Origin of the sequence: Peribacillus asahii (assembly GCF_004006295.1) — a bacterium.
Lineage (GTDB): Bacteria > Bacillota > Bacilli > Bacillales > DSM-1321 > Peribacillus > Peribacillus asahii_A.
The window spans coordinates 3,527,717-3,548,692 of sequence record NZ_CP026095.1 but is presented as its reverse complement, the minus strand read 5'-3'; the positions used below and the strand labels follow the sequence as shown (position 1 = coordinate 3,548,692).

Here is a 20,976-nt window from a genome sequence, read left to right as displayed (position 1 = left end):
GAAAGGCTAGTGAAATTTTGATAATCTATGCTTATGGGCTTTAGGAAACTTTGGAAAACTAAAGCCAAATATAGGTATACATAGGGAGGATTTTAATCATGGCATTTGAATTACCACAATTACCATACGCAGTTGATGCATTAGAACCACACATTGACAAAGAAACAATGAACATTCATCACACAAAACATCACAACACATATGTAACAAACTTAAACGCTGCAATTGAAGGAAACGAAGAGCTTCAAAGCAAAAGCATTGAAGAACTAGTTGCTAACCTAGATGCAGTTCCAGAAGCTATTCGTACAGCTGTACGCAACAATGGTGGAGGACATGCTAACCACTCTTTATTCTGGACAATTTTAACTCCAAATGGTAGCGGTGCACCAGCTGGTGAACTAGCGGACGCAATTGCTGCTAAATTTGGTAGCTTGGATGCGTTTAAAGAAGAATTCGCTAAAGCAGCAGCAACTCGCTTCGGTTCTGGTTGGGCTTGGTTAGTTGTAAATAACGGCGAATTAGAAGTAACAAGCACACCAAACCAAGATTCTCCATTATCAGAAGGGAAAACACCTGTTCTTGGATTAGATGTTTGGGAGCATGCTTACTACTTAAACTACCAAAACCGTCGTCCTGATTACATCGGTGCTTTCTGGAATGTTGTAAACTGGGATGAAGTTGCAAAACGTTACGCAGCTGCAAAATAATAAAGTAATGAACACGGGAATCCTCGAATAAGAGGGTTCTCGTTTTTTATTGTCTTTTTTCACATAAATGCTCCTCTTTTTTCAAACACTAAAATGAACAAAAAGGAGCGTTTGAATATGGGGATTTTACAAAAAGTAATCGGAGAAGGAGCAGTGCAAAAAGAATTAAATCTGCTGCTCATAATCGGTGGTTTATATAGTTTAAGCATCGCTTTATCTAATACATTTGTGAATATTTATTTATGGAAGCAATCAGGGGATTTTTTAGATATTGGCATTTATAATTTAATCGTTGTTATCGTTCAACCATTAATCTTTATTTTAGCAGGCCGGATGGCGAAGAAAGTCGATCGAATCATCGTGTTACGGCTTGGTGTTATTTTCTTAGCTCTTTTTTATTTAACGGTGCTCTTAGTAGGGGGAAATGCGACGAATTTTCTTTGGTTACTTGGAGCGTTGCTTGGAATGGGATATGGATTTTATTGGCTTGCTTTTAATGTATTAACATTTGAAATTACTGAGCCGGAAACACGTGACTTTTTTAATGGGTTTATGGGAGTTTTAAACTCTAGTGCTGGGATGATTGGTCCAATTAGCGCTGGATTCATTATTTCGCGGCTAAATCAATTCTCAGGATATACATTTGTCTTCGGTTTATCGTTGTTGTTGTTTGCAGTTGCCGTTTTATTAAGTTTCTTTTTAAAAAGACGACCTGCACATGGAAAGTATTGTTTTGTACGTGTTTTACAAGAGCGAAAAAATGATCGTAATTGGAGTTTGATTACGTGGGCCAACTTTTGTCAGGGGTTACGAGAAGGTACATTTATGTTTGTTATTTCTATTTTTGTATTTATTCAAACAGGAAGTGAATTGGCACTTGGGAGCTATGGGTTACTCCATTCAGCCGTTGCTTTTGTTGCTTATTATTTTGCTTCTCGCCTTATTAAGTCCGACATGCGCAATAAAGCGATTCTCTTTGGAGGAGTACTGCTTTATGCGGCAGTAATTTTCATTGCTGTGGATGTTACATATGCCAGACTTTTAATATATGCGGCAATGATTGCCGTTGGATACCCGCTTTTACTCGTACCGTATGTTTCCCTTACATATGATGTGATTGGGCGTGCATGGCATGCGGCGGAGATGCGAATTGAATATATAGTCGTTCGAGAGCTATTTATTCATCTTGGTCGTATTGTTTCTATTCTAGGTTTTCTCTTTGCTGTTTATTATTTCGACCCTAAGCAAAGTTTGCCGATTTTTTTATTAATTGCTGGTTTAGGTCATACGGTAATTTATTTCTTTGTCCGTCAAATCAAGCTAACCTAGATAGACATTGGATAAAATTAATAGTATTTCAAGGTAGAAAAAAACAACAATGTTCTATAGAATAAGGTAGTTAGCAAGACAATGGATAAAGGAAGTGTGGCATATAGTGAATAAAAAGAAAAAAACGCATGTGCCGTTCAGATTAAGTATTCTTTTCTTTTTAGTTTTTGTACTATTCTCTGCGTTAATCTTACGTTTAGGATTTATTCAAATTGCCTATGGCGATGACTATCGTCGTGAAGTAGAAAGAACAGAAGAAGTGACGGTCAATAATGCTGTTCCACGTGGTAAAATGTATGATCGCAATTTAAACATTATGGTGGATAATCAGCCTTTAGATGCGATTACATATACAAGAAAACAAGGAACAAAATCAGCGGAAATGTTGGAAACAGCTGAGAAGCTAGCTAAGTTAATTGATAAAGAAGTCGATAAGGTAACAGAGCGGGACAAGAAAGATTTTTGGATTATGTTACATCCAGAACTGGCTGATCAAAAAATCACTGCCCAAGATAAAAAGAAAGTGACAGAAGGGGAGCTTACAGAAGCGGATTTATATAAGCTTCAAATTGAGAGGATTACGAAGGAAGAGTACGATACCTTTTCTAAGGAAGAGCTTGAGGTACTAGCTATTTACCGCGAGTTTACGAGCGGTTATGCATTAACGCCACAAATTGTAAAAAACAAAAATGTAACAAAAAAAGAGTTTGCACGAGTGAGTGAACATTTAGGTTCTTTGCCTGGTGTAGGGATTACAACAGACTGGGATCGTTCTTACGCATATGATAAAACGTTGAAGTCGGTATTAGGAAAAGTTTCTTCATCAGAGGAAGGGTTACCGAGTGAAAGTCTTGATTATTATTTAGCACGTAATTACAGTCGAAATGACCGTGTTGGGAAAAGCTATATCGAAGCACAATATGAAGAGGTTCTACAAGGTCAAAAGACAAAGATTCGTAATATTACCGATAAATCTGGAGATGTGGTTGATTCACAAGTGATTACCCCTGGACAACGTGGTAAAGATCTTGTCTTGACGATTGATATTGATTTACAACAGGCTACAGAAAAAATTATTGAAAAATATTTACTTGCTAATAAAAGAATGGGAAATACGAAGTTTTTAGATCGAGCTTTTGTTGTTATGATGGACCCAAATACGGGTGAAGTATTAACAATGGCAGGGAAAAGGTATGTGCGAGATTCAGAATCGGGGAAAGCTTCTATCGAGGATTTTGCGTTGGGGAATATTACCACTTCTTATGCGATGGGTTCTGCTGTTAAAGGGGCGACCGTACTAACAGGTTACCAACAGGGCGCAATTCAACCGGGATCTGTCTTTTATGATACGAAGTTACAAATTAAAGGAACACCAGCGAAAGGTTCTTATAAAAACTTTGGAAACATTAATGATTTGACTGCTTTAAAAGTATCTTCAAACGTATATATGTTCCGAACAGCTATTAATATTGGTGGAGGTACGTATATACCAAATCATTCTTTGAGCATTAATCCGAAGGCCTTTACAACAATGAGAAATTCTTATGCACAGTTTGGATTAGGCGTACGTACAGGTATCGATTTACCAAATGAAATGGTTGGATTTAAGGGGACTGAAACTTCTCCAGGTAAGCTGCTTGACTTGTCTATCGGTCAGTATGATACGTATACACCGATGCAACTTGCACAATATGTATCCACTATTGCTAATGGTGGTTATCGAATGAAGCCGCATATTGTTAAGGAAATTCGTGAACCTGTAGAAGATAATGAGGAGTTAGGTTCCGTGGCTGAAGAAATTACGCCAACTGTTCTCAATCGTCTGCCTATGAAAGATTCCTGGATTCAACATGTTCAAGAGGGGTTTAAAAAGGTAATGATGGAATCAGGTGGAACGGCCTACCAATTTTTTGGCGGAAAACCTTATACAGTAGCGGGAAAAACAGGAACAGCCGAAGCGTTTTATGATGGCCCTGATCGTGAGAAATACAGCGAGCCGCAAGAAACGATGAACTTGACTATTGTTGGTTATTCACCAGCAGATAAGCCAGAAGTCGCTTTTGCAGTTGTCGTGCCATGGGCGTATCAAAGACATACGACAGATCATCATATGAATAAATTAATCGCTAGTGAAATTATGGATGAGTACCATAAGCTGAAAAAAGAACGTGCGAAGCAAGCAAAGGCAGAAGCAACGACTACAGTAAAGGTTAATCATAACAAAGATAAGAAAACAGATGAGAGTGAAAGCTCAACAAATGAATAATAAATGAAAAACACGCTTTTGATTCAGAAGCGTGTTTTTTTTTGAAGGTGACTTTGTTATATGATGCTACCAGTTGTTACTTAAATAGCTTTTTCTTCTATCGACACAATAAAAGAAAGGGTGTATTTACATGATTCGCACAACTCTTTACACAATCTTAATATTGCATTCAAATGGAATTAATAGTGCTATTGTATTCTTGTAACTGTAGGGAAGATAATTAATCATTCAGGGGGAAAATTGATGAAACGTCTTAAATTTGCAGCATTCGCAACAATTATCGGAGGAGCTATGGCTGTAACAGCTGCATGTGGTTCTGATAGTGCAAAAGATAGCAACAGCAGTGCAAGTGAAACGGACAAACCATTACAAGGTGAAATCGCAATTGATGGATCTTCAACGGTTTATCCAATTATGGAAGCTATCGCTGAAGAATATATGGCGCAACAGCCTGATGTAAAAGTATCAGTTGGTTTCTCTGGAACGGGCGGAGGCTTTGAGAAATTTATCGCAGGCGAAACAGATTTAAGTAATGCATCACGACCTATTAAGGATGAAGAAAAAACTCAATTAGAGCAAAATAAAATCGATTTTACGGAATTAGAACTAGCTTATGATGGTTTATCCATTGTTGTAAATAAAGAAAATGATTTCATTGATCACTTAACAGTTGATGAACTGAAAAAATTGTGGGTAGAAGATGGAAAAGCGAAGAAATGGTCGGATATTCGTCCAGAATGGCCGAAAGAAGAAATTAAATTCTACTCACCAGGAACGGATTCTGGAACATATGATTACTTCAATGAAGTCATTTTAGAAGAACAGCCACTTGTTGAAAATGCTACTCTTTCAGAAGATGATAATGTTCTTGTTCAAGGAGTAAAAGGTGATAAAAATGCTATCGGTTTCTTTGGATATGCATACTATGCGGAAAATCAAGATTCATTAAAGGTTGTCCCAATCGATAATGGTAATGGTGCAGTTGAACCAACGCATGAAACGATTAAAAGCGGAGAATATGCACCTCTATCTCGCCCATTATTCACATATGTAGCAAACCAATCAGTAGCTGATAAAGAGCAAGTAGCAGATTTTGTAGAATTTATGGTTGAGAATGCTGGTGAGCTTTCAGAAGAAGTAGGTTACATTTCTTTGGAAGATAAAGAATACGATAAAGATTTAGAAGCAGTGACTCAACTTAAGAAATAAGCTTTAAATTTAGCGAGAAGGTGGGAAGTACCTTGCTTCTCATCTTGCATTTGCTAAATGATGAACGAGGAAGGAGTTACAATTTTGCGAGTACAACAAGCTCAGTATTCTATAAGAGAAATGATTCAAGAGCGTAAGCAAAAGAAACGTATTCAAATAGAAAGATTTATTCCGTCTATTCTTTTATTAACTGCGGCTGTTTCAATATTAACTACATTAGGGATTGTTTTTACGTTAATCTTTGAAACAATAACTTTCTTTAAAGAAGTATCTGTTTCAGAATTTTTTACTGCAGATAAATGGTATCCCTTTGCTGAGGCTGCTTCTTACGGAGTAATGCCACTTGTCTTAGGTACCTTAAAAATAACAATGATTGCTGCTTTAGTTGCTGTTCCAATCGGGCTGGCAACAGCCATTTACTTGAGTGAATATGCTTCAGAGAAAACACGCAGAGTGATTAAACCGATTCTAGAAGTATTAGCTGGAGTACCGACTATTGTATATGGGTTTTTCGCTTTAACCTTTGTGACACCGGTATTGCGATCCATCTTTCCTTCGCTAGAGATGTTTAATGCATTAAGTCCAGGACTTGTCGTTGGAATTATGATCACACCGATGATTGCTTCACTATCAGAAGATGCCCTTGTTTCTGTACCACGTGCTATGCGTGAAGGTGCATTGGCGTTAGGATCAACGAAATTAGAGGTAACTTTAAAAGTAGTCCTTCCTGCTGCTATTTCTGGAATTGTTGCTTCTATTGTTCTAGCGTTATCAAGAGCGATTGGTGAAACGATGATTGTAAGTGTTGCTGGTGGGTCGACACCAAGTTTGAATATGGATGTAACAACTTCTATTCAAACAATGACTGCTTATATTGTGCAAGTAAGTACAGGAGATGCAGGATATGGAACAACGATTTATTATAGTATTTACGCTGTAGGTATGACGTTATTCCTCTTCACTCTTGTTATGAATTTACTAGCTCAGTACATCTCTCGCAAAGTTAGGGAGGAATACTAAATCATGAAGCTTATTGATAAAACAATTGTGGCAAAGAAAATGCCTATAAGACTTGTGAGGAACACGATTCTAAAAGGGTTATTTTTCTTAGCAACCACATTCGGACTTCTCGTACTTGGTATTTTATTGTATCGGATATTCACTCAAGGAATTGGTTATCTAGATTGGGATTTCTTCCAAAACTTCGCTTCAAGAAGGCCGGAGGAAGCGGGAATTAAGGCTGCGCTAATCGGATCGATTTGGTTAATGCTCGTTGTAGCACCTGTCGCACTGTTACTTGGCTTAGGGACAGCGATTTATTTAGAAGAGTATGCAAAGAAAAACTGGTTTACTTCCTTTATTAAATTAAACATTTCAAATCTTGCAGGTGTACCATCGATTATTTTTGGATTGTTAGGACTTACGATTTTTGTTCGAGCGCTTGCTTTAGAACGTTCTGTTTTAGCGGCAGGGTTAACGATGAGCCTTCTCGTATTACCTGTTATTATTGTCGCTGCTCAAGAAGCAATTCGTTCTGTGCCGCGTGAGTTACGTGAAGCATCGTATGGAATGGGAGCAACGAAGTGGCAGACTATTGTTCGTGTTGTATTACCGGCTGCAATCCCAGGGATTTTAACCGGAAGTATTTTAGCTCTATCTAGAGCCGTTGGGGAAACAGCACCGCTCGTTGTAGTTGGTATTCCGATGTTTATCGCCTTTTTACCAAAAACCGTATTTGATACGTTTACCGTTTTACCGATGCAAATTTACAATTGGACTTCACGTCCGCAAGAAGAATTTCAAAGTGTAGCAGCTGCAGGTATTCTCGTTTTACTGTTCTTGCTGATTTTTATGAATTCCATTGCTGTTTTCATACGTAATAAGTTCCAAAAAAGATATTAATGAAGGGAAGACAACGAATCATGAATATGACGTTATTGAGAACAAGTGAGGCTTTTAATATGGACAAAACGGTCGTGTCTCAATTAGCTAAAGAGAAGGTATATGAAACGTCTCAGTTAAATTTATGGTACGGAGAAAAGCATGCTTTAAAAAATATTGAATTAGACATCTACCAAAATGAGGTTACGGCTATCATTGGACCATCTGGATGCGGGAAATCAACGTATTTAAAAACGTTAAACCGTATGGTTGAACTGACTCCTAGTGTCCGAACTTCGGGGGAAATTAAATATCGCAATCGAAACATATTAGATAAATCATATAAAGTGGAAGAGTTGCGTACGCAAGTTGGTATGGTGTTCCAAAAGCCAAATCCATTTCCAAAGTCTATTTATGAAAATGTTGCCTACGGACCAAAAATTCATGGAATTCGAAATAAAAAAGTGTTGGATGAAGTAGTTGAAAAAAGTTTACGTGGGGCAGCGATTTGGGATGAAGTGAAAGATCGTCTTCATGACAATGCGTACGGATTATCCGGTGGACAACAACAACGTTTATGTATTGCTCGTTGTTTAGCGATTGAACCGGATGTAATTTTAATGGATGAACCGACTTCAGCGCTCGATCCTATTTCAACGTTAAAAGTAGAAGAACTTGTACAACAGCTTAAAGAGCACTACAGTATTATTATCGTGACACATAATATGCAACAAGCAGCTCGGATTTCAGATCGCACGGCGTTTTTCTTAAATGGAGAAGTGATTGAATATAATGATACAAATACCATTTTTTCTCGTCCAAGTGATCAAAGAACGGAAGATTATATTAGCGGTCGCTTTGGGTGAAGCGAACAAGCACTCTTTTGGGGGCGGGATTCAATATCCGGCCTTTTTGGTTATTCTCATAACAGTCCGATATTTGTTAGATTCTTTATCCCGCACTTAACGGGCAGTAAGCCCCCGTTGATAGAGTTTCACTTTATTTTGAAGATGAAGAAAGCATAACTAAAAAGGATAAGTCCATGCCATTTTTAGCTACGCTCCGTTTTCTAATGAGTTAAGAGATGTCCTAATTCTTCATAGCTCATATCGCTTGTTACGACAAATTCATCGACTTGAACGCGTCGTGTTAGTCCGTTTTTGTGCATATAGTTTTGAAACTTCGCTGCATCATCAATAATTTTTTCAGTTGCCAACGTTTCGGCGATTTCTTTCACTGTCATTTTGTATGTAATTTGTAGCGTATAAGTTTTGACGTCTTGTTTTGGTTGTTCTTGTTTTTTAGCTATATTGTTGGACACTTCTACCGTTTCTTGTTTTACTTCTTTCTTTGGTTCTGCTTCTGCTTTGTTTATAGCGGCCGTTTCTTTCATGACGATGTAATTTTGCTCTTCTAACATCTTTTTAGCGTCCATTGCAGTGATTGTACAATCTTGATGTAAATCGTTTCCGTAATAAAACCCGGCGATAAGAGCGGTTGAAAAAATAATACCAGCAGCAAAAGCTCGAAGTGTTGCGTTACTCATGCTCTAATCCTCGCAATCCCTGTTCTTCAATCACCTGAATAATTTGTTCTTTTGTTAAAGTAGACTGTTTCTCAATTTGTTCTAAAGAACGGCCTTGACGATAGAGTGCAGCTACCTGGCTTTTGATAATTTCATTAATTGGTTGGATTGTTGAAAGAGGTTGATAAGGTACAGAAGTTGAGCGATATTTAGGTTCGTCCTGAATTAAAAGCTCCTCTTCAAGGATTTTCACTTTTTTCTTTAATTGAAAGATGTCCTGCATATGAGTTAGTGTTACTTGTTCTAGTTCTTCTTCTAACTTGGCTACTTTGTCTTTTTTTATGAATGAAATGATCAGCAAGACAATAGCCAAGGAAAATAGAGAGAGTATAATCCACTCCATGTTTTCACCTCGACGTTAAAATTAGATATATATACTTCTATTCTACACATTTCTTATGAAAAAGGACAATCTTGCTTCAGTCTGGCCTAGGAAGATTTGTCTATTTTTATCGTACGGTCACTTGATTGAAGCGAAGCGGAAATCTTAGTGAGCGCAGAACGCGGCTAACCATCAGTGGGGGATGAAGAAAAACCCCCACTGATGGAGGTTTTACTTTATAGGTAAAAAGTATTGCGATTATGTATAGTGCTTTCGCTTTTGTCCAAAGAATGCTTGTGAAAAAAGTTAAGATTCGACAAAAAGTGTTTATTGTCCATATGACTATTCAATGATAACATTATATTAAGTTAAAAATATTGAAAATTCTGTATTTTGGAACGGATTAGTAGTCCGTTAGGCTCCTTACTTTAAAGCGGAAAACCATCAAAAAAAGGATAAGTAAGGGACGAATAAAACTCCCACTGAATAATGTTTCACTAACATGTTATAAACTCAATTTTAAGAAAGGGATGATCACGTGAATGCACTGTCAGCGTACATTGAGCATGATAGCCGGGAATTACCTCGTAAGACATTGAAAGCAGGGTTATGGATGGATGAAAGCTTTGATTGGTATTCAGAGGAAGATATGATGAGCCATCCTGAAGGAGGAATTCGTACACTTCTACAATCCTTTACAAAACAGAAAATTATGTATTCCAAGTTCACCATTAAAAATACGACTTTAGAGGTGAAATCTCCTAAAGTATTCTTTCAGTATGAAAACGCTTTCGAACGTCAGGCCGTCGCTTTTTATAGTCCTCATGAGCAAGCAATTACGCATGTTGCACCAAATTCTGTTGCGTTGCTAGGAGGCGTGATGAAAGGCAAAGGAATTGCACAGTACTGCATCCAAGGTAAAGGCGGACTCTATGAAAATGGTTGCTTCAAATCTTTAAGAGAAGGTCTATTATTCTATTCACCGCTCGCAAAAGGTCAAGTAACCAGTATTTTTACTCTCGAATCAGAAATCTTACCGTTAGAATGCGTAGAAGTGGTTGCTTGGGCCATTCATGCTGATACAAAGGAAGAAGCTCAATTTCTTAACCGCGAATTGTTTCAAGCAGTTCAAAAAGAATTCTGAAACATATGATTTCCCGAAAAACAGACTAGCATTTCAACCAGAATAATGCTATTATAGATGAGTCCTATGTACAAAATGTTAATATGTTTGGAGGGAAATACACATGCGCGTAAATATTACATTAGCTTGCACTGAATGTGGAGATCGTAACTATATTTCTAAAAAAAATAAACGTAATAATCCAGATCGTTTAGAGCTTAAAAAATACTGCTCAAGAGAAAAACGCAGCACGCTTCACCGCGAAACAAAGTAAGCAACAGGAGTTTTCCTGTTGTTTTTTTTATGCAAATTTTTTGCTCAGCTGTATGTAGTTAAGGCGATATAATGAACAACTAAAATACATTATAAAAAGGAGTGAGGAACGTGAAGGAAATGAAACGAAAGATTAGGAATGATATGAAAGCTACGCTTGAAAGGCTTTCAGAAGAACAGCGTATAAAGTATACGAATCAAATCACTGAGCAATTATTTCACCTTGAAGAATGGAAAAAGGCGAAAGTGATCGGAATAACGATTGCTGTTCCTCCGGAAGTGCCAACGGCCTCTATTATTGAGCAAGCATGGAGTGAAGGGAAGAAAGTAGCTGTACCGAAATGTTATCCGCAAACGAAAGTGATGGAATTCAAAGAGATTACCTCATTTCAACAGTTAGAATCGGTGTATTCTAATTTACTAGAGCCTATTGCTGAAACAGTGTGCGTTGATTCAGAAGAAATAGATGTATTAATTGTACCTGGATTAGCCTTTACAAAAGAAGGATATCGTTTAGGGTTTGGCGGCGGCTATTACGATCGATTCCTTGTTTCTTTTAAAGGAACGACTCTTGCACTTGCTTATGAATGTCAATTAGTCGAAAGTTTGCCGATTGAGGCACATGATTTGCCTGTTCATCAAGTTGTGACAACAAACACAGTATTTCGAACGTCTACCCCGTAAATTTCTACATATTGCCTTCATAAAAATCTTCGCCTGTACCAAACTAATTGTAGGAGGGATAATTATGTGGAAAATGGTGCTTCAAATATTTGCAATCGGTGCTGTCGTTTATGTTGGGTATCAAAATCGTTATCGGTTATTAAATGTCGCTTTGTCTAGTGGAGCGCTTCGAAGATTTCTTGTTACACGCTCTTTAGATTTACCAGTTGTTCGAGATCGAATGATGCAAAGTGTATTAGGTCGAGGTTAAAGAAGGGAGCCGGGGCAGGCTCCTTTCTTTTTTTACATTTGTAAACGAATCGTCTATAGTTAAATAAGATGAAAGAAGGGGCAGCAACGGAGTTTGTGAAGAAAGTGGGGAAGGTTTTGGGATTCAAAGAGGATTATTTATATTGGTCAGTTATTTGGCAGCTAACATCTAAGTATGATTATCAATTAATTACAGCAACGGAAAACCAACAGGAAATTTGGTTGGAAAATGTAAGAAATAGAGAGTTTCCAGTGATTCGTCTCTTGCGTTATGACTTAGATTGGGCGAACTGGTTAAAACGGGATATTGAACGAACGATTCAAAATGGAGAACAAATTCGAAAAAAACTGTATAGGAAGCCATTAAATGTATTCAATATTTATGTGACAAAATTTACTCCGGTAGATGACTATAGTTTTGCCACGCAGTCTTTTCATTATCAAAAAACAAAGCTGCAATCCTTTGTTTTGGATAGTGAGAACTTTCCAGAAGCGTTACAACTCCTTGAAAAGAAATTGCGAATGGAATTTTCGATTCAACTGCAAGAAGAAGAAGAACAAGTTCGGTATTTAAAGGAGAAAACATTAGCTGAATCGGTAAAAAAAGTAAAGAAAGAACAGCAAGTATTTGTTTCTGGTAAACCTTTTTTCACGTATATATTTATAGCGATTCAAGTGGCTGTCTTCTTGCTTATGGAAATAAGCGGAGGTAGTAAAAATTCAGCGACTTTAATTGAATTTGGAGCGAAATATTCCCCTTATATGTTGCAAGGGGAATGGTGGCGCTTCTTTACTCCAATTGTTATTCATATTGGTTTTATTCATTTATTGATGAATACAGTTTCTCTTTATTTAATTGGGTCAGAAGTAGAAAGAATTTATGGAAACACCAGGTTTTTGTTCATTTATTTATTGGCAGGTTTTACAGGTACATTAGCTAGCTTTGTGACAACCCCCAATTTAGCAGCAGGAGCAAGTGGTGCGATTTTTGGTTGCTTTGGCGCTTTATTGTATTTTGGGACCGTGTATCCAAAGTTGTTTTTCCGGACAATGGGTTCAGCTGTTATTGTGTTAATTATGATTAATCTAGCCTATGGCTTCTCTGTTTCTGGTATTGATAATGCAGGACATATTGGTGGTTTGATTGGTGGTTTCTTAGCTGCTGGCATTGTATCGTTACCGAAAAGAAAAACATGGCGACAACTTATCTTCTTAGCAGGGACAGCAGGTTTGATATATTTCCTTCTTCAATATGGATATAATCATCCGAATAGCGCAGCACTCAATGATGAAACGATGGCGCTAGTAGCTCAAAATTATGTGAAGGAAGGAGAAACAACAAAAGCTAGTGAGCTATTACTCGATTACACAGAACGTCATGCTAGTACGCCAATTTCTTATTTTGTACTTGGAAATATTTATGCAGAAAAAGGCGACACAGCAGAAGCAAAGGCTTCTTATGAAAAAGCGATTGAACAAAATCCAAGATTTCATGAAGCTTATTATAATTTAGCTTTAATGCATACGCGTGAACAAGAAATGGAACAGGCTAAAAAGCTTGTTCAAAAAGCAATTGAGCTCGATCCTTCCAAGAAGTCGTATCAAAAATTAGCGGAGCAATTAGCTGACTAGTTAGCTAAATCTGTTGACGAAGCATGAACGGTGTTCCATCTTGAAGCGTGAATAAAACGAGCAGCTCGCTCTGGTCCTTGGCAACTAAAATTTGTGGAATGGAGCTGCCTTCAACTGGAAGGACTGTACCGTCTTCCGTTTTAATTCCTAAAATATAATGTTTATAAATGCCTTCCCAAAGTTTGCCGATGATTTCTTCTCGCTTTGCGCTTGGAAAGGTGCGAAAGATATGATTAGCCTTCGTTGGTAATTCAATTAAGGAAATTGTTTCGTACTGGCTTTTATCAATGTGAAAGTAAGTTAATGATTTATTCAAACGTGAAGCTAGTCTGGCATTTAGGTTATTATCTAGAACACTTTGCCATTGCTGCTGCTCAGCAGATACTGGCCTCTGGAATGTTTCAAAAGAAGGCGTTGTAATCGCATAGAGCTTTGCTTGGCTCATTTGTTGAACACTTGTGAACACATCTTTATTAGGATGAACTTCTGCATAATGGAACGTGACGGCATCATAACGAGCGCTGTCTCGTTCTTTCTGTTTGTCTTTTTGTATAATAGTTCGTTCATGCTGCTTCCATTTATTTAAGATTCCGATTAAGTCGCCGTTTTTATACAAAAGGGAGACATCTTGGCGTAAATAAGCAGGTTCAGTTAGTGTGGAACGAGTTTGCCAGTGGACCTGATAGGTTTTGTTATTAATTGGTTTGGCCGTTATATGAGTGGCCGCGTCTTCAAAATGAAGTGTGGGATCAATTGGGAAAAAAATGATGGTTTCTTCAGCTTGCCGCGTCGTTGAAAAATAAATCATAATAATCACGGTAACGAGCAATAGAATAAAATTATATATATATTGTCCTTTCATAGTTTCCTCCCCCGACTTATGCGCTGATTTCAGTATATGAAGGGAGAGGGACATGTATGAAAGGGTTTAAGTATAGGCGAGATGTTGAGTGAAGCTTATATAGGTAGAAGGCTTGTTACCTAGTAGTTAATTCGATATACTTTCAAGTAGAAAATAGTAAAGAGGTATGAGATGAAAACAATCTATGATATTCAACAGTTTTTAAAAAAATTTGGAACATTTATTTATATTGGAGATCGTGTAGCTGATTTAGAGCTTATGGAAGCAGAAGTTCGTGAAATATATCGTTCACAAATGATGGATACAAAAGATTATCAAATGGCCATTTTATTACTACGACAAGAAATTGAACGTGAGAAGAAACGGAAAAATTCTTGATAAAAGGTGGGTGGCTATGGGGAAATGGCTGGTAGGTGTTGACTTAGGCGGTACATCAACGAAGCTTGCCTTTATTAATACATCGGGAGAGATTATATATAAATGGCAAGTTGTCACCGATATTTCAGAAAATGGTGTACATATTATTCCGAATATCGTCAAGGAAATAGACGCTAAGCTAGCAGAATTGAAGAAAAAGAGAAGTGAGCTTCTAGGTATTGGGATGGGAGCCCCGGGGCCAGTACGGTCTGAAAGCGGCTCCGTTTATGAAGCAATCAATTTAGGCTGGCGAAATTACCCGCTAAAGGATGTATTAGAAAAGAAGACATTGCTGCCTGTTGTCATTGACAATGATGCGAATATGGCCGCCTTAGGAGAAATGTGGAAAGGGGCTGGTCAAGGAGCAAAAGATCTCGTTTGTATTACGCTTGGCACAGGTGTTGGTGGCGGTGTCATTGCGAATGGGCAAGTCGTTCACGGAGCGAGCGGTGCTGCTGGTGAGGTTGGTCATATTACGGTTGTTACCGACGAGAATGGCGCACCTTGTAATTGCGGGCATACAGGCTGCTTAGAAACTGTGGCTTCAGCGACAGGAATTGTCCGTCTGGCTAAAGAAGCGTTAACGAAGAAAAAGATTTCTCTCCTACAAGAGAAAGTGAATGAGGGAAACTTGCTCTCTGCTAAACTAGTGTTTGAATGTGCGGCAGAAGGAGATAAGCTTTCGTTAGAGATTATTGAACAAACAAGTCATTATTTAGGGATGGCTCTAGCTCATATCGGTAACCTTCTTAATCCAGAGAAAATCGTTATTGGTGGAGGGGTTTCTAAAGCTGGTGATTTGTTAATTAATTCTGTTCGTACCGTTTTTCAAAAGCACGCTTTTAAACGTGTTTCGAAGTCGACGGAAATTTTACAGGCTACATTAGGCAATAACGCAGGCGTCATTGGTGCAGCTTGGTTGATAAAAAATCAATTAGATAAATGATTGGAATGGTTTGCAAGGGGGTGTATATTTGCATAAGAAAAATAGGAATTATTCTTTGTTTTGGCTGGCGTTTATATTTCTTTGGTTAAAAACGTATATTGCCTATAAAGTAAGCTTTAACATTAACACGGATAACTTATTTGAAGAACTTATTTTATTTTTGAATCCAATTAGCTTTTTGTTGCTTGTTTTAGGTGTTTCAATCTTTTTAAAAGAAAGCAAGCGAACGCCGTATATATTAGTGATGAGTACACTCATAACATTTGTTTTATTTGCTAATTTAATGTTTTTCCGCTTTTTTAATGATTTTTTAACGATTCCTGTTCTTTTTCAAACGAGTAACATGAGTGATTTAGGCAGCAGTGTGCATGAATTAATGAATGTGACGGATTTGTTCTACTTCGTTGATTTGTTCATACTTATTTTGTTAGTGAAGTATAGACCGATTGCATTTGTTCAGCGAACATGGAATCAGAAAAGTCGAAAAGCTTGGGTGTTTTTTGCGTTAGGCGTGACATTTTTTCATTTAGCATTAGCGGAAGCGGAACGTCCAGAACTATTAACAAGAACGTTCGATCGTGAAATACTTGTGAAAAATATGGGGGCGTATCAATATCATTTGTATGATTTATTTTTGCAAACGAAGTCTTCTACACAACGTGCTTTAGCTGATGGCAGTGAATTAACTGAAATTGAAAACTATGTTCGAGCCAATCAAAGAGAACCAGCTGCCGATTTGTTTGGCATTGCTAAAGGGAAAAATGTGATTATGATTTCATTGGAATCGTTGCAAAGCTTCGTTATCAATGAAAAGGTGAACGGGAAGGAAATTACGCCTTTTTTAAATGAATTTATTAAAGAAAGCTATTATTTTGATAATTTTTATCATCAAACAGGGCAGGGAAAAACTTCTGATTCAGAGTTTATTATTGAAAATTCTTTGTATCCGCTTGGTCGGGGCGCTGTGTTTTTTACAAATGCACAAAATGAATATAAAGCAATGCCAGAAATTTTAACGGAACATGGCTATTTTACTGCATCTCTTCATGCAAATCATCGTAGTTTTTGGAATCGGGATATCATGTATGATGCTCTAGGCTATCAGCATTTTTATGATAGTGATGCTTATAAGACTACAGAGGAGAATTCTGTAAACTGGGGCTTGAAGGATAAGGAGTTTTTCTCACAGTCGATTAATCATTTAAAAGAGATGCAAGAGCCTTATTATGCGAAGTTTATTACGCTTACTAATCATTTCCCATTTACCTTAAATGAGGAAGACCGGACAATTGATCCGTATGATTCAAGTTCTAATACGTTAAATCGCTATTTTCCAACCGTTCGGTATATGGATGAGGCGGTCGAGCAGTTTATTCATGATTTAAAGCGGGAAGGTTTATACGATAATTCGATTATTGTTTTGTATGGTGATCATTATGGCATTTCAAAAAATCATAATGATGCTATGAGTCAATTTCTTGGAAAAGATATCACGCCATTTGAAACGGTGCAACTTCAACGTGTCCCGCTGATTATTCATATTCCTGGTCAAGAAGGGCAAACCATTTCACATGTGGCCGGACAAATTGATGTAAGACCAACATTGCTGCATCTATTAGGGATTCAAACGGACAATTATATGGAGCTGGGGAATGATTTATTCGCTAACGATTATGTGGACTTTACTGTGCTTCGGGATAGTAGTTTTATTACCGATAATTATGTCTATACGATGGATACATGCTATGACAAGAAAACAGGAGAAGTTACTGATTTACAAGCCTGTCAGCCTTATGTCGATATCGCAAAGCAGGAGCTTAATTATTCGGATAAACTGATTTATGGAGATCTTCTTCGTTTTTATGAAAAGAAATGAACCTGGCTGAGGCCAGGTTTTTTATGGTGAAATTCAGATTTCTTTTACATTTTTGGTTAGTTTCACTCATAGAGTGAAGCAAGGATGGAGGGATGATATGAAAATTATCAGTAGAGAAGGAGACAGTTTAGAGTATTATAGCCGTCTTTTTCAAATTCCACTAGAATTGATTCAGGATGCGAATCCACAGATGAAGAAAGAGAAACTATCAAGCGGATTTAAAGTAAAGATTCCTGGTTTTATGTTGCAAAAAGAGACCGAAATGTCGATGGAAACGGCAGGACGAGTGTATCAGCTTCCGCTCGATGCGTTGTATCTTGTGAATGGAGTGCAGCAATCGATGAACTCTCCATTTCTCATCCCAGTTCGCCTAATAAAACCGCTGATTAAGACGGAAAAATTGTATAGTTCGGCATCATTACAGAGAGATTTAGAGCTTTTAAGTACGTATTACCCATTTATGAAAGTAGAAACGATTGGTCATAGTGTATTAGGAAAAGATATTGTGGAAGTTCAATTTGGTCGTGGAGATTCAGTTGTGCATTATAATGGTTCGTTTCATGCCAATGAGTGGATTACATCGGCGGTATTAATGAAGTGGTTAAATGAATTGCTGCTGTCCTTTACAAATGAATCTTCCGCTTTTCTTCATCTATATCATCGTGTGAACATATCCATCGTTCCAATGGTGAACCCGGATGGCGTTGATCTTGTTGTATTAGGAGATCGAGCGGCGGAAGGGAAATTCAATGTACGTCATATCAATGAAGGGGAAACAGAATATTATGGCTGGAAGGCAAATATCCGCGGTGTAGACTTAAATAATCAATTTCCGGCCAATTGGCAGATTGAAAAAGAGCGGAAACTCCCAAAAGTGGAAGCACCGAGAGATTTTCCAGGTGAAATATTTTTATCCGAACCGGAAGCGATTGTGATGAAACAATTAGCGGAACGACGTAATTTTTCTAAGGTCATTGCACTTCATACACAAGGAAAGGAAATTTATTGGGGATATGAGGGACATGAACCAGAGGAATCAGAACGAATTGCTAAAGAAATGGAAAGACAGAGTGGATATCGAGCGGTTCGATATGTAGATAGTCATGCGGGGTATAAAGATTGGTTTATTCAAGAGTTTAAACGACCAGGTTTTACGGTTGAACTAGGCAAGGGAATTAATCCACTTCCACTTTCACAAATGCCTGCGATTTATCGAGAAGCTGTTAAAATTTTAATGGTTGGTTTATTTTTATAGAAAAAGGAAGAAAGTTTGAGTCCCATATTTCCTATTTTTGCTTTATAATGAGGTCGTAAGGTGGTTTAGTTACCTCGCTCATAAAAATGGGAGGTGTGTGGAGGATTAAAGCGTGTTATGCTGCTTTAAGCAAGCAGTTTCAAGGTAAGATTATGATAAATTTGAAATGTAGTGTTTGTTTTGTTTTATTGTCAATCTCCACTTTCCTGTTTTTAGCGGCTTGTGAGCCTGCCAAAAATCTACATCATCGTGAAAACGAAAATTCTAATCTACAAGAGCATTTTTCCTTCAATCAATTGGCTGCAATAGACCAAGGTACAGATGACATAGAAGCTGTTTACGGATGGCTTGATTCCAATACGATTCTATATTCTAAAAAGGCGGAAATGGAAGAATGGCCTCAGTTAATGGCCTGGAATTTGAAGTCGAATAAACATACCATTTTGTATCAGCCATCTGCACCAATCTCGTCGGTTTCGATTAGCCCGTCTAAATCGTATATTCTTGTATCAACACCGCTAGAAGAAAAAATACAAAGTAGTATTTTACGTGCCAATGGAGAGCTTGTATATTCTGTAGCATTACCTGCTTATGAAATCACATATGAGTGGAATATATATAAAGATGGCGTTTTGTTTTTTTCCAATTTTTCAAAAGACTGGTCGTATAATAGCTATATTGTCAATGTAAATGAGCAAACTATCGATATGATAGACCAGTCACAGCCATTTGCTCAGTGGGATAGTGAAAACGGAATGATGTTTCTTGATTGGCAAAAGGATCAACAAACGTTGACAGCACCGTTAGTTAGAAAAGAGTTAGATCGTGAAGAATCAGAAAGCATCATGTTAGATGTTGTTCATTTTAAGAAGATGAAGCAAACGTTGATGACGATTCAACGGCAAACTGAAAATCTAAATCGGGCTACGTATACATTTTTTGACGAACAAAACAAACCGGTTACTTCGTTTTCCGTTCCGTATGTAAACAGCTATTCGGATTGGAAGATTCCATCCTATGATTTTAATGAGAAAAAAGGAGATTTCTTGACCTTTATTCCTTCAAAACCTACGTATTCTAATCAAAATGAAGCAGTGTTTAATTTGATTACACTTAATTGGAAGACAGGTAAAAAAGAAAAGATACTCGAAAATATTAAAAGTAAATCATTAAGTTGCTCACCTGATGGGAACTTCTGTTTATATGGTTATCAATTGGAGAACATCATTGATATACAGCATAAAAAAGTGAAACCATTGTTTAAACTAAAACAATAATACATACAAAAATCCCACCGTAAGTGGGATTTTTGTATGTATACATGTTTAGTGAGCAACAGGAAACCCGCTGTTAAGAATCGTCATGACAGTGAACCAGCCAAAGACAGCGGCACTTCCGCCAGCAAAGAGCAGGCCTAAATAATTCTTGTTTTTTAAAGTAGTAAAAACAGCGAACAATGCGAGGATTGAAACAAGTCCAAAAATAATCATCAGTACCATGATTTTGACCTCCTTATTAATCATTCAGCTTGAATAGTGTACCCAAAAACAAGATGGTTAAGAGAAATACAGGAAGAAATTTGCATTTATTAACAGTTTACTTGGTTTTGAATAGTTTGTCGAGATGGAAAAATAGCTATGTTGATTGCTATTCCAATTTACGATTTGGTTATATAATGAAAGGAATAAAGAAATTGGAGTTGATAAGGATATGAAATGGAATCAAATCCCACTAGGGCCATTACAAACAAATTGTTACATACTTTCGGATGATCAAACATGTATTATTTTCGATCCGGGCGAGGAGCCGCAAAAACTTATTCAATATATTCAAACGAAAAAGTTACAACCACTTGCCGTGTTATTAACGCATGCTCATTTTGATCATATTGGGGCTCTCGATGCTATTCGTGAACACTATCAAATTCCTGCCTATATTCACCAAAGAGAAGCAAAATGGCTCTCAGATCCAGCGTTAAATGGTTCGCAAAGATGGTTTCCAGATCGTCCGATGCGCCTAAAGCCTGCTGAACATGTGCTAACAAGTGAACAAGAGCTGACGATTGGCTCGTTTCATTTTCAACTATTTGAAACACCAGGTCATTCACCGGGCAGTATTTCTTACTATTTGAAAGATAAGGGTATGTTATTTTCAGGCGATGTTCTGTTTTTAAATAGTGTTGGTAGAACCGATTTACCAGGTGGAAATCACGATGAATTATTGCAAAGTATTGAAAACAAATTACTTCCTTTACCGGATGATACAATTGTTTGTCCAGGGCATGGACCAGTGACAACAATTGGCGATGAGCGAGTAAGCAATCCATTTTTGTAAACGGTAAGGCTTTATGATGGGATGGG

General features: G+C 37.4%; 22 protein-coding genes. 18 read left to right on the top strand and 4 right to left on the bottom strand.

Annotation, left to right across the window (positions count from 1 at the left end; genetic code table 11):
* The first annotated feature begins 98 nt into the window (after nt 1-98).
* The 7 genes from sodA to pstB all read left to right on the top strand — a co-directional run bounded on the left by sodA (nt 99) and on the right by pstB (nt 8,258).
* Nucleotides 99-707: a superoxide dismutase SodA gene (gene sodA / locus BAOM_RS17500; RefSeq protein ID WP_127761384.1), complete on the top strand. Its 609-nt coding sequence runs from the start codon at nt 99-101 to the stop codon at nt 705-707.
* 117 nt (nt 708-824) lie between these two features.
* Nucleotides 825-2,036 carry an MFS transporter gene (locus BAOM_RS17495; protein WP_127761383.1) on the top strand — a complete coding sequence of 404 codons (1,212 nt, stop codon included), beginning with the start codon at nt 825-827 and terminating at the stop codon, nt 2,034-2,036.
* A gap of 106 nt (nt 2,037-2,142) precedes the next feature.
* On the top strand, nt 2,143-4,302 hold the full coding sequence (locus BAOM_RS17490; protein WP_127761382.1) for a peptidoglycan D,D-transpeptidase FtsI family protein: 2,160 nt from the start codon (nt 2,143-2,145) through the stop codon (nt 4,300-4,302).
* A gap of 243 nt (nt 4,303-4,545) precedes the next feature.
* Nucleotides 4,546-5,511 carry a PstS family phosphate ABC transporter substrate-binding protein gene (locus tag BAOM_RS17485; protein ID WP_127761381.1) on the top strand — a complete coding sequence of 322 codons (966 nt, stop codon included), beginning with the start codon at nt 4,546-4,548 and terminating at the stop codon, nt 5,509-5,511.
* A 60-nt stretch (nt 5,512-5,571) separates the two neighbouring features.
* Complete coding sequence (gene pstC, locus BAOM_RS17480; RefSeq protein ID WP_127762620.1) at nt 5,572-6,531, top strand: phosphate ABC transporter permease subunit PstC; 960 nt, start codon at nt 5,572-5,574, stop codon at nt 6,529-6,531.
* Nucleotides 6,532-6,534: 3 nt separating this feature from the next.
* Nucleotides 6,535-7,413 (top strand): phosphate ABC transporter permease PstA, encoded by an 879-nt coding sequence (pstA, locus tag BAOM_RS17475; protein WP_127761380.1) that lies wholly within the window; start codon nt 6,535-6,537, stop codon nt 7,411-7,413.
* 59 nt (nt 7,414-7,472) lie between these two features.
* Complete coding sequence (gene pstB / locus BAOM_RS17470) at nt 7,473-8,258, top strand: phosphate ABC transporter ATP-binding protein PstB (RefSeq protein ID WP_127762619.1); 786 nt, start codon at nt 7,473-7,475, stop codon at nt 8,256-8,258.
* A gap of 203 nt (nt 8,259-8,461) precedes the next feature.
* On the opposite strand, the gene BAOM_RS17465 is transcribed toward pstB, so the two are convergent.
* Together BAOM_RS17465 and BAOM_RS17460 are read right to left on the bottom strand one after the other, a co-directional pair.
* Entirely contained in the window at nt 8,462-8,938 is a 477-nt protein-coding gene (locus BAOM_RS17465) for a hypothetical protein (RefSeq protein ID WP_127761379.1), read from the bottom strand.
* The gene (locus tag BAOM_RS17460; protein ID WP_127761378.1) at nt 8,931-9,320 is read right to left on the bottom strand and encodes a hypothetical protein; all 390 of its coding nucleotides are present in this window, start codon (nt 9,318-9,320) and stop codon (nt 8,931-8,933) included. The genes BAOM_RS17465 and BAOM_RS17460 overlap by 8 nt, the downstream gene beginning before the upstream one ends.
* Nucleotides 9,321-9,837: 517 nt before the next feature.
* Here BAOM_RS17460 and BAOM_RS17455 point away from each other — a divergent pair.
* The 5 genes from BAOM_RS17455 (at nt 9,838) to BAOM_RS17435 (ending at nt 13,260) form a co-directional block, all read left to right on the top strand.
* The gene (locus BAOM_RS17455; protein WP_127761377.1) at nt 9,838-10,443 is read left to right on the top strand and encodes a hypothetical protein; all 606 of its coding nucleotides are present in this window, start codon (nt 9,838-9,840) and stop codon (nt 10,441-10,443) included.
* A gap of 103 nt (nt 10,444-10,546) precedes the next feature.
* On the top strand, nt 10,547-10,696 hold the full coding sequence (gene rpmG / locus BAOM_RS17450) for a 50S ribosomal protein L33 (protein WP_119115532.1): 150 nt from the start codon (nt 10,547-10,549) through the stop codon (nt 10,694-10,696).
* A 119-nt stretch (nt 10,697-10,815) separates the two neighbouring features.
* Entirely contained in the window at nt 10,816-11,379 is a 564-nt protein-coding gene (locus BAOM_RS17445) for a 5-formyltetrahydrofolate cyclo-ligase (protein WP_127762618.1), read from the top strand.
* Nucleotides 11,380-11,443: 64 nt separating this feature from the next.
* On the top strand, nt 11,444-11,629 hold the full coding sequence (locus tag BAOM_RS17440; RefSeq protein WP_119115531.1) for a hypothetical protein: 186 nt from the start codon (nt 11,444-11,446) through the stop codon (nt 11,627-11,629).
* Between the two features lie 116 nt (nt 11,630-11,745).
* Nucleotides 11,746-13,260 carry a rhomboid family protein gene (locus tag BAOM_RS17435; protein WP_127761376.1) on the top strand — a complete coding sequence of 505 codons (1,515 nt, stop codon included), beginning with the start codon at nt 11,746-11,748 and terminating at the stop codon, nt 13,258-13,260.
* A gap of 4 nt (nt 13,261-13,264) precedes the next feature.
* Here BAOM_RS17435 and BAOM_RS17430 read toward each other — a convergent pair whose 3' ends face one another.
* Nucleotides 13,265-14,122 carry a hypothetical protein gene (locus BAOM_RS17430; protein ID WP_127761375.1) on the bottom strand — a complete coding sequence of 286 codons (858 nt, stop codon included), beginning with the start codon at nt 14,120-14,122 and terminating at the stop codon, nt 13,265-13,267.
* A gap of 171 nt (nt 14,123-14,293) precedes the next feature.
* Between BAOM_RS17430 and BAOM_RS17425 the strand changes: the two genes are divergently transcribed.
* The 5 genes from BAOM_RS17425 (at nt 14,294) to BAOM_RS17405 (ending at nt 19,893) form a co-directional block, all read left to right on the top strand.
* On the top strand, nt 14,294-14,500 hold the full coding sequence (locus BAOM_RS17425) for a YqgQ family protein (RefSeq protein WP_119115528.1): 207 nt from the start codon (nt 14,294-14,296) through the stop codon (nt 14,498-14,500).
* A 16-nt stretch (nt 14,501-14,516) separates the two neighbouring features.
* Nucleotides 14,517-15,485 (top strand): ROK family glucokinase, encoded by a 969-nt coding sequence (locus tag BAOM_RS17420; RefSeq protein WP_127761374.1) that lies wholly within the window; start codon nt 14,517-14,519, stop codon nt 15,483-15,485.
* 28 nt (nt 15,486-15,513) lie between these two features.
* Nucleotides 15,514-17,361 (top strand): LTA synthase family protein, encoded by a 1,848-nt coding sequence (locus tag BAOM_RS17415; protein WP_127761373.1) that lies wholly within the window; start codon nt 15,514-15,516, stop codon nt 17,359-17,361.
* A 97-nt stretch (nt 17,362-17,458) separates the two neighbouring features.
* A complete protein-coding gene (locus tag BAOM_RS17410) occupies nt 17,459-18,616 on the top strand; it encodes a M14 family metallopeptidase (protein ID WP_127761372.1) in 1,158 nt (385 codons plus the stop codon).
* A gap of 95 nt (nt 18,617-18,711) precedes the next feature.
* Nucleotides 18,712-19,893 (top strand): YqgU-like beta propeller domain-containing protein, encoded by a 1,182-nt coding sequence (locus BAOM_RS17405; protein ID WP_127761371.1) that lies wholly within the window; start codon nt 18,712-18,714, stop codon nt 19,891-19,893.
* 48 nt (nt 19,894-19,941) lie between these two features.
* On the opposite strand, the gene BAOM_RS17400 is transcribed toward BAOM_RS17405, so the two are convergent.
* A complete protein-coding gene (locus BAOM_RS17400; RefSeq protein WP_119115525.1) occupies nt 19,942-20,115 on the bottom strand; it encodes a DUF2759 domain-containing protein in 174 nt (57 codons plus the stop codon).
* Between the two features lie 211 nt (nt 20,116-20,326).
* On the opposite strand from BAOM_RS17400, the gene BAOM_RS17395 reads away from it, so the two are divergent.
* Nucleotides 20,327-20,950, top strand: coding sequence for an MBL fold metallo-hydrolase (locus BAOM_RS17395; RefSeq protein WP_127761370.1), 624 nt, complete (start codon nt 20,327-20,329; stop codon nt 20,948-20,950).
* The last annotated feature ends 26 nt before the right edge of the window (nt 20,951-20,976 follow it).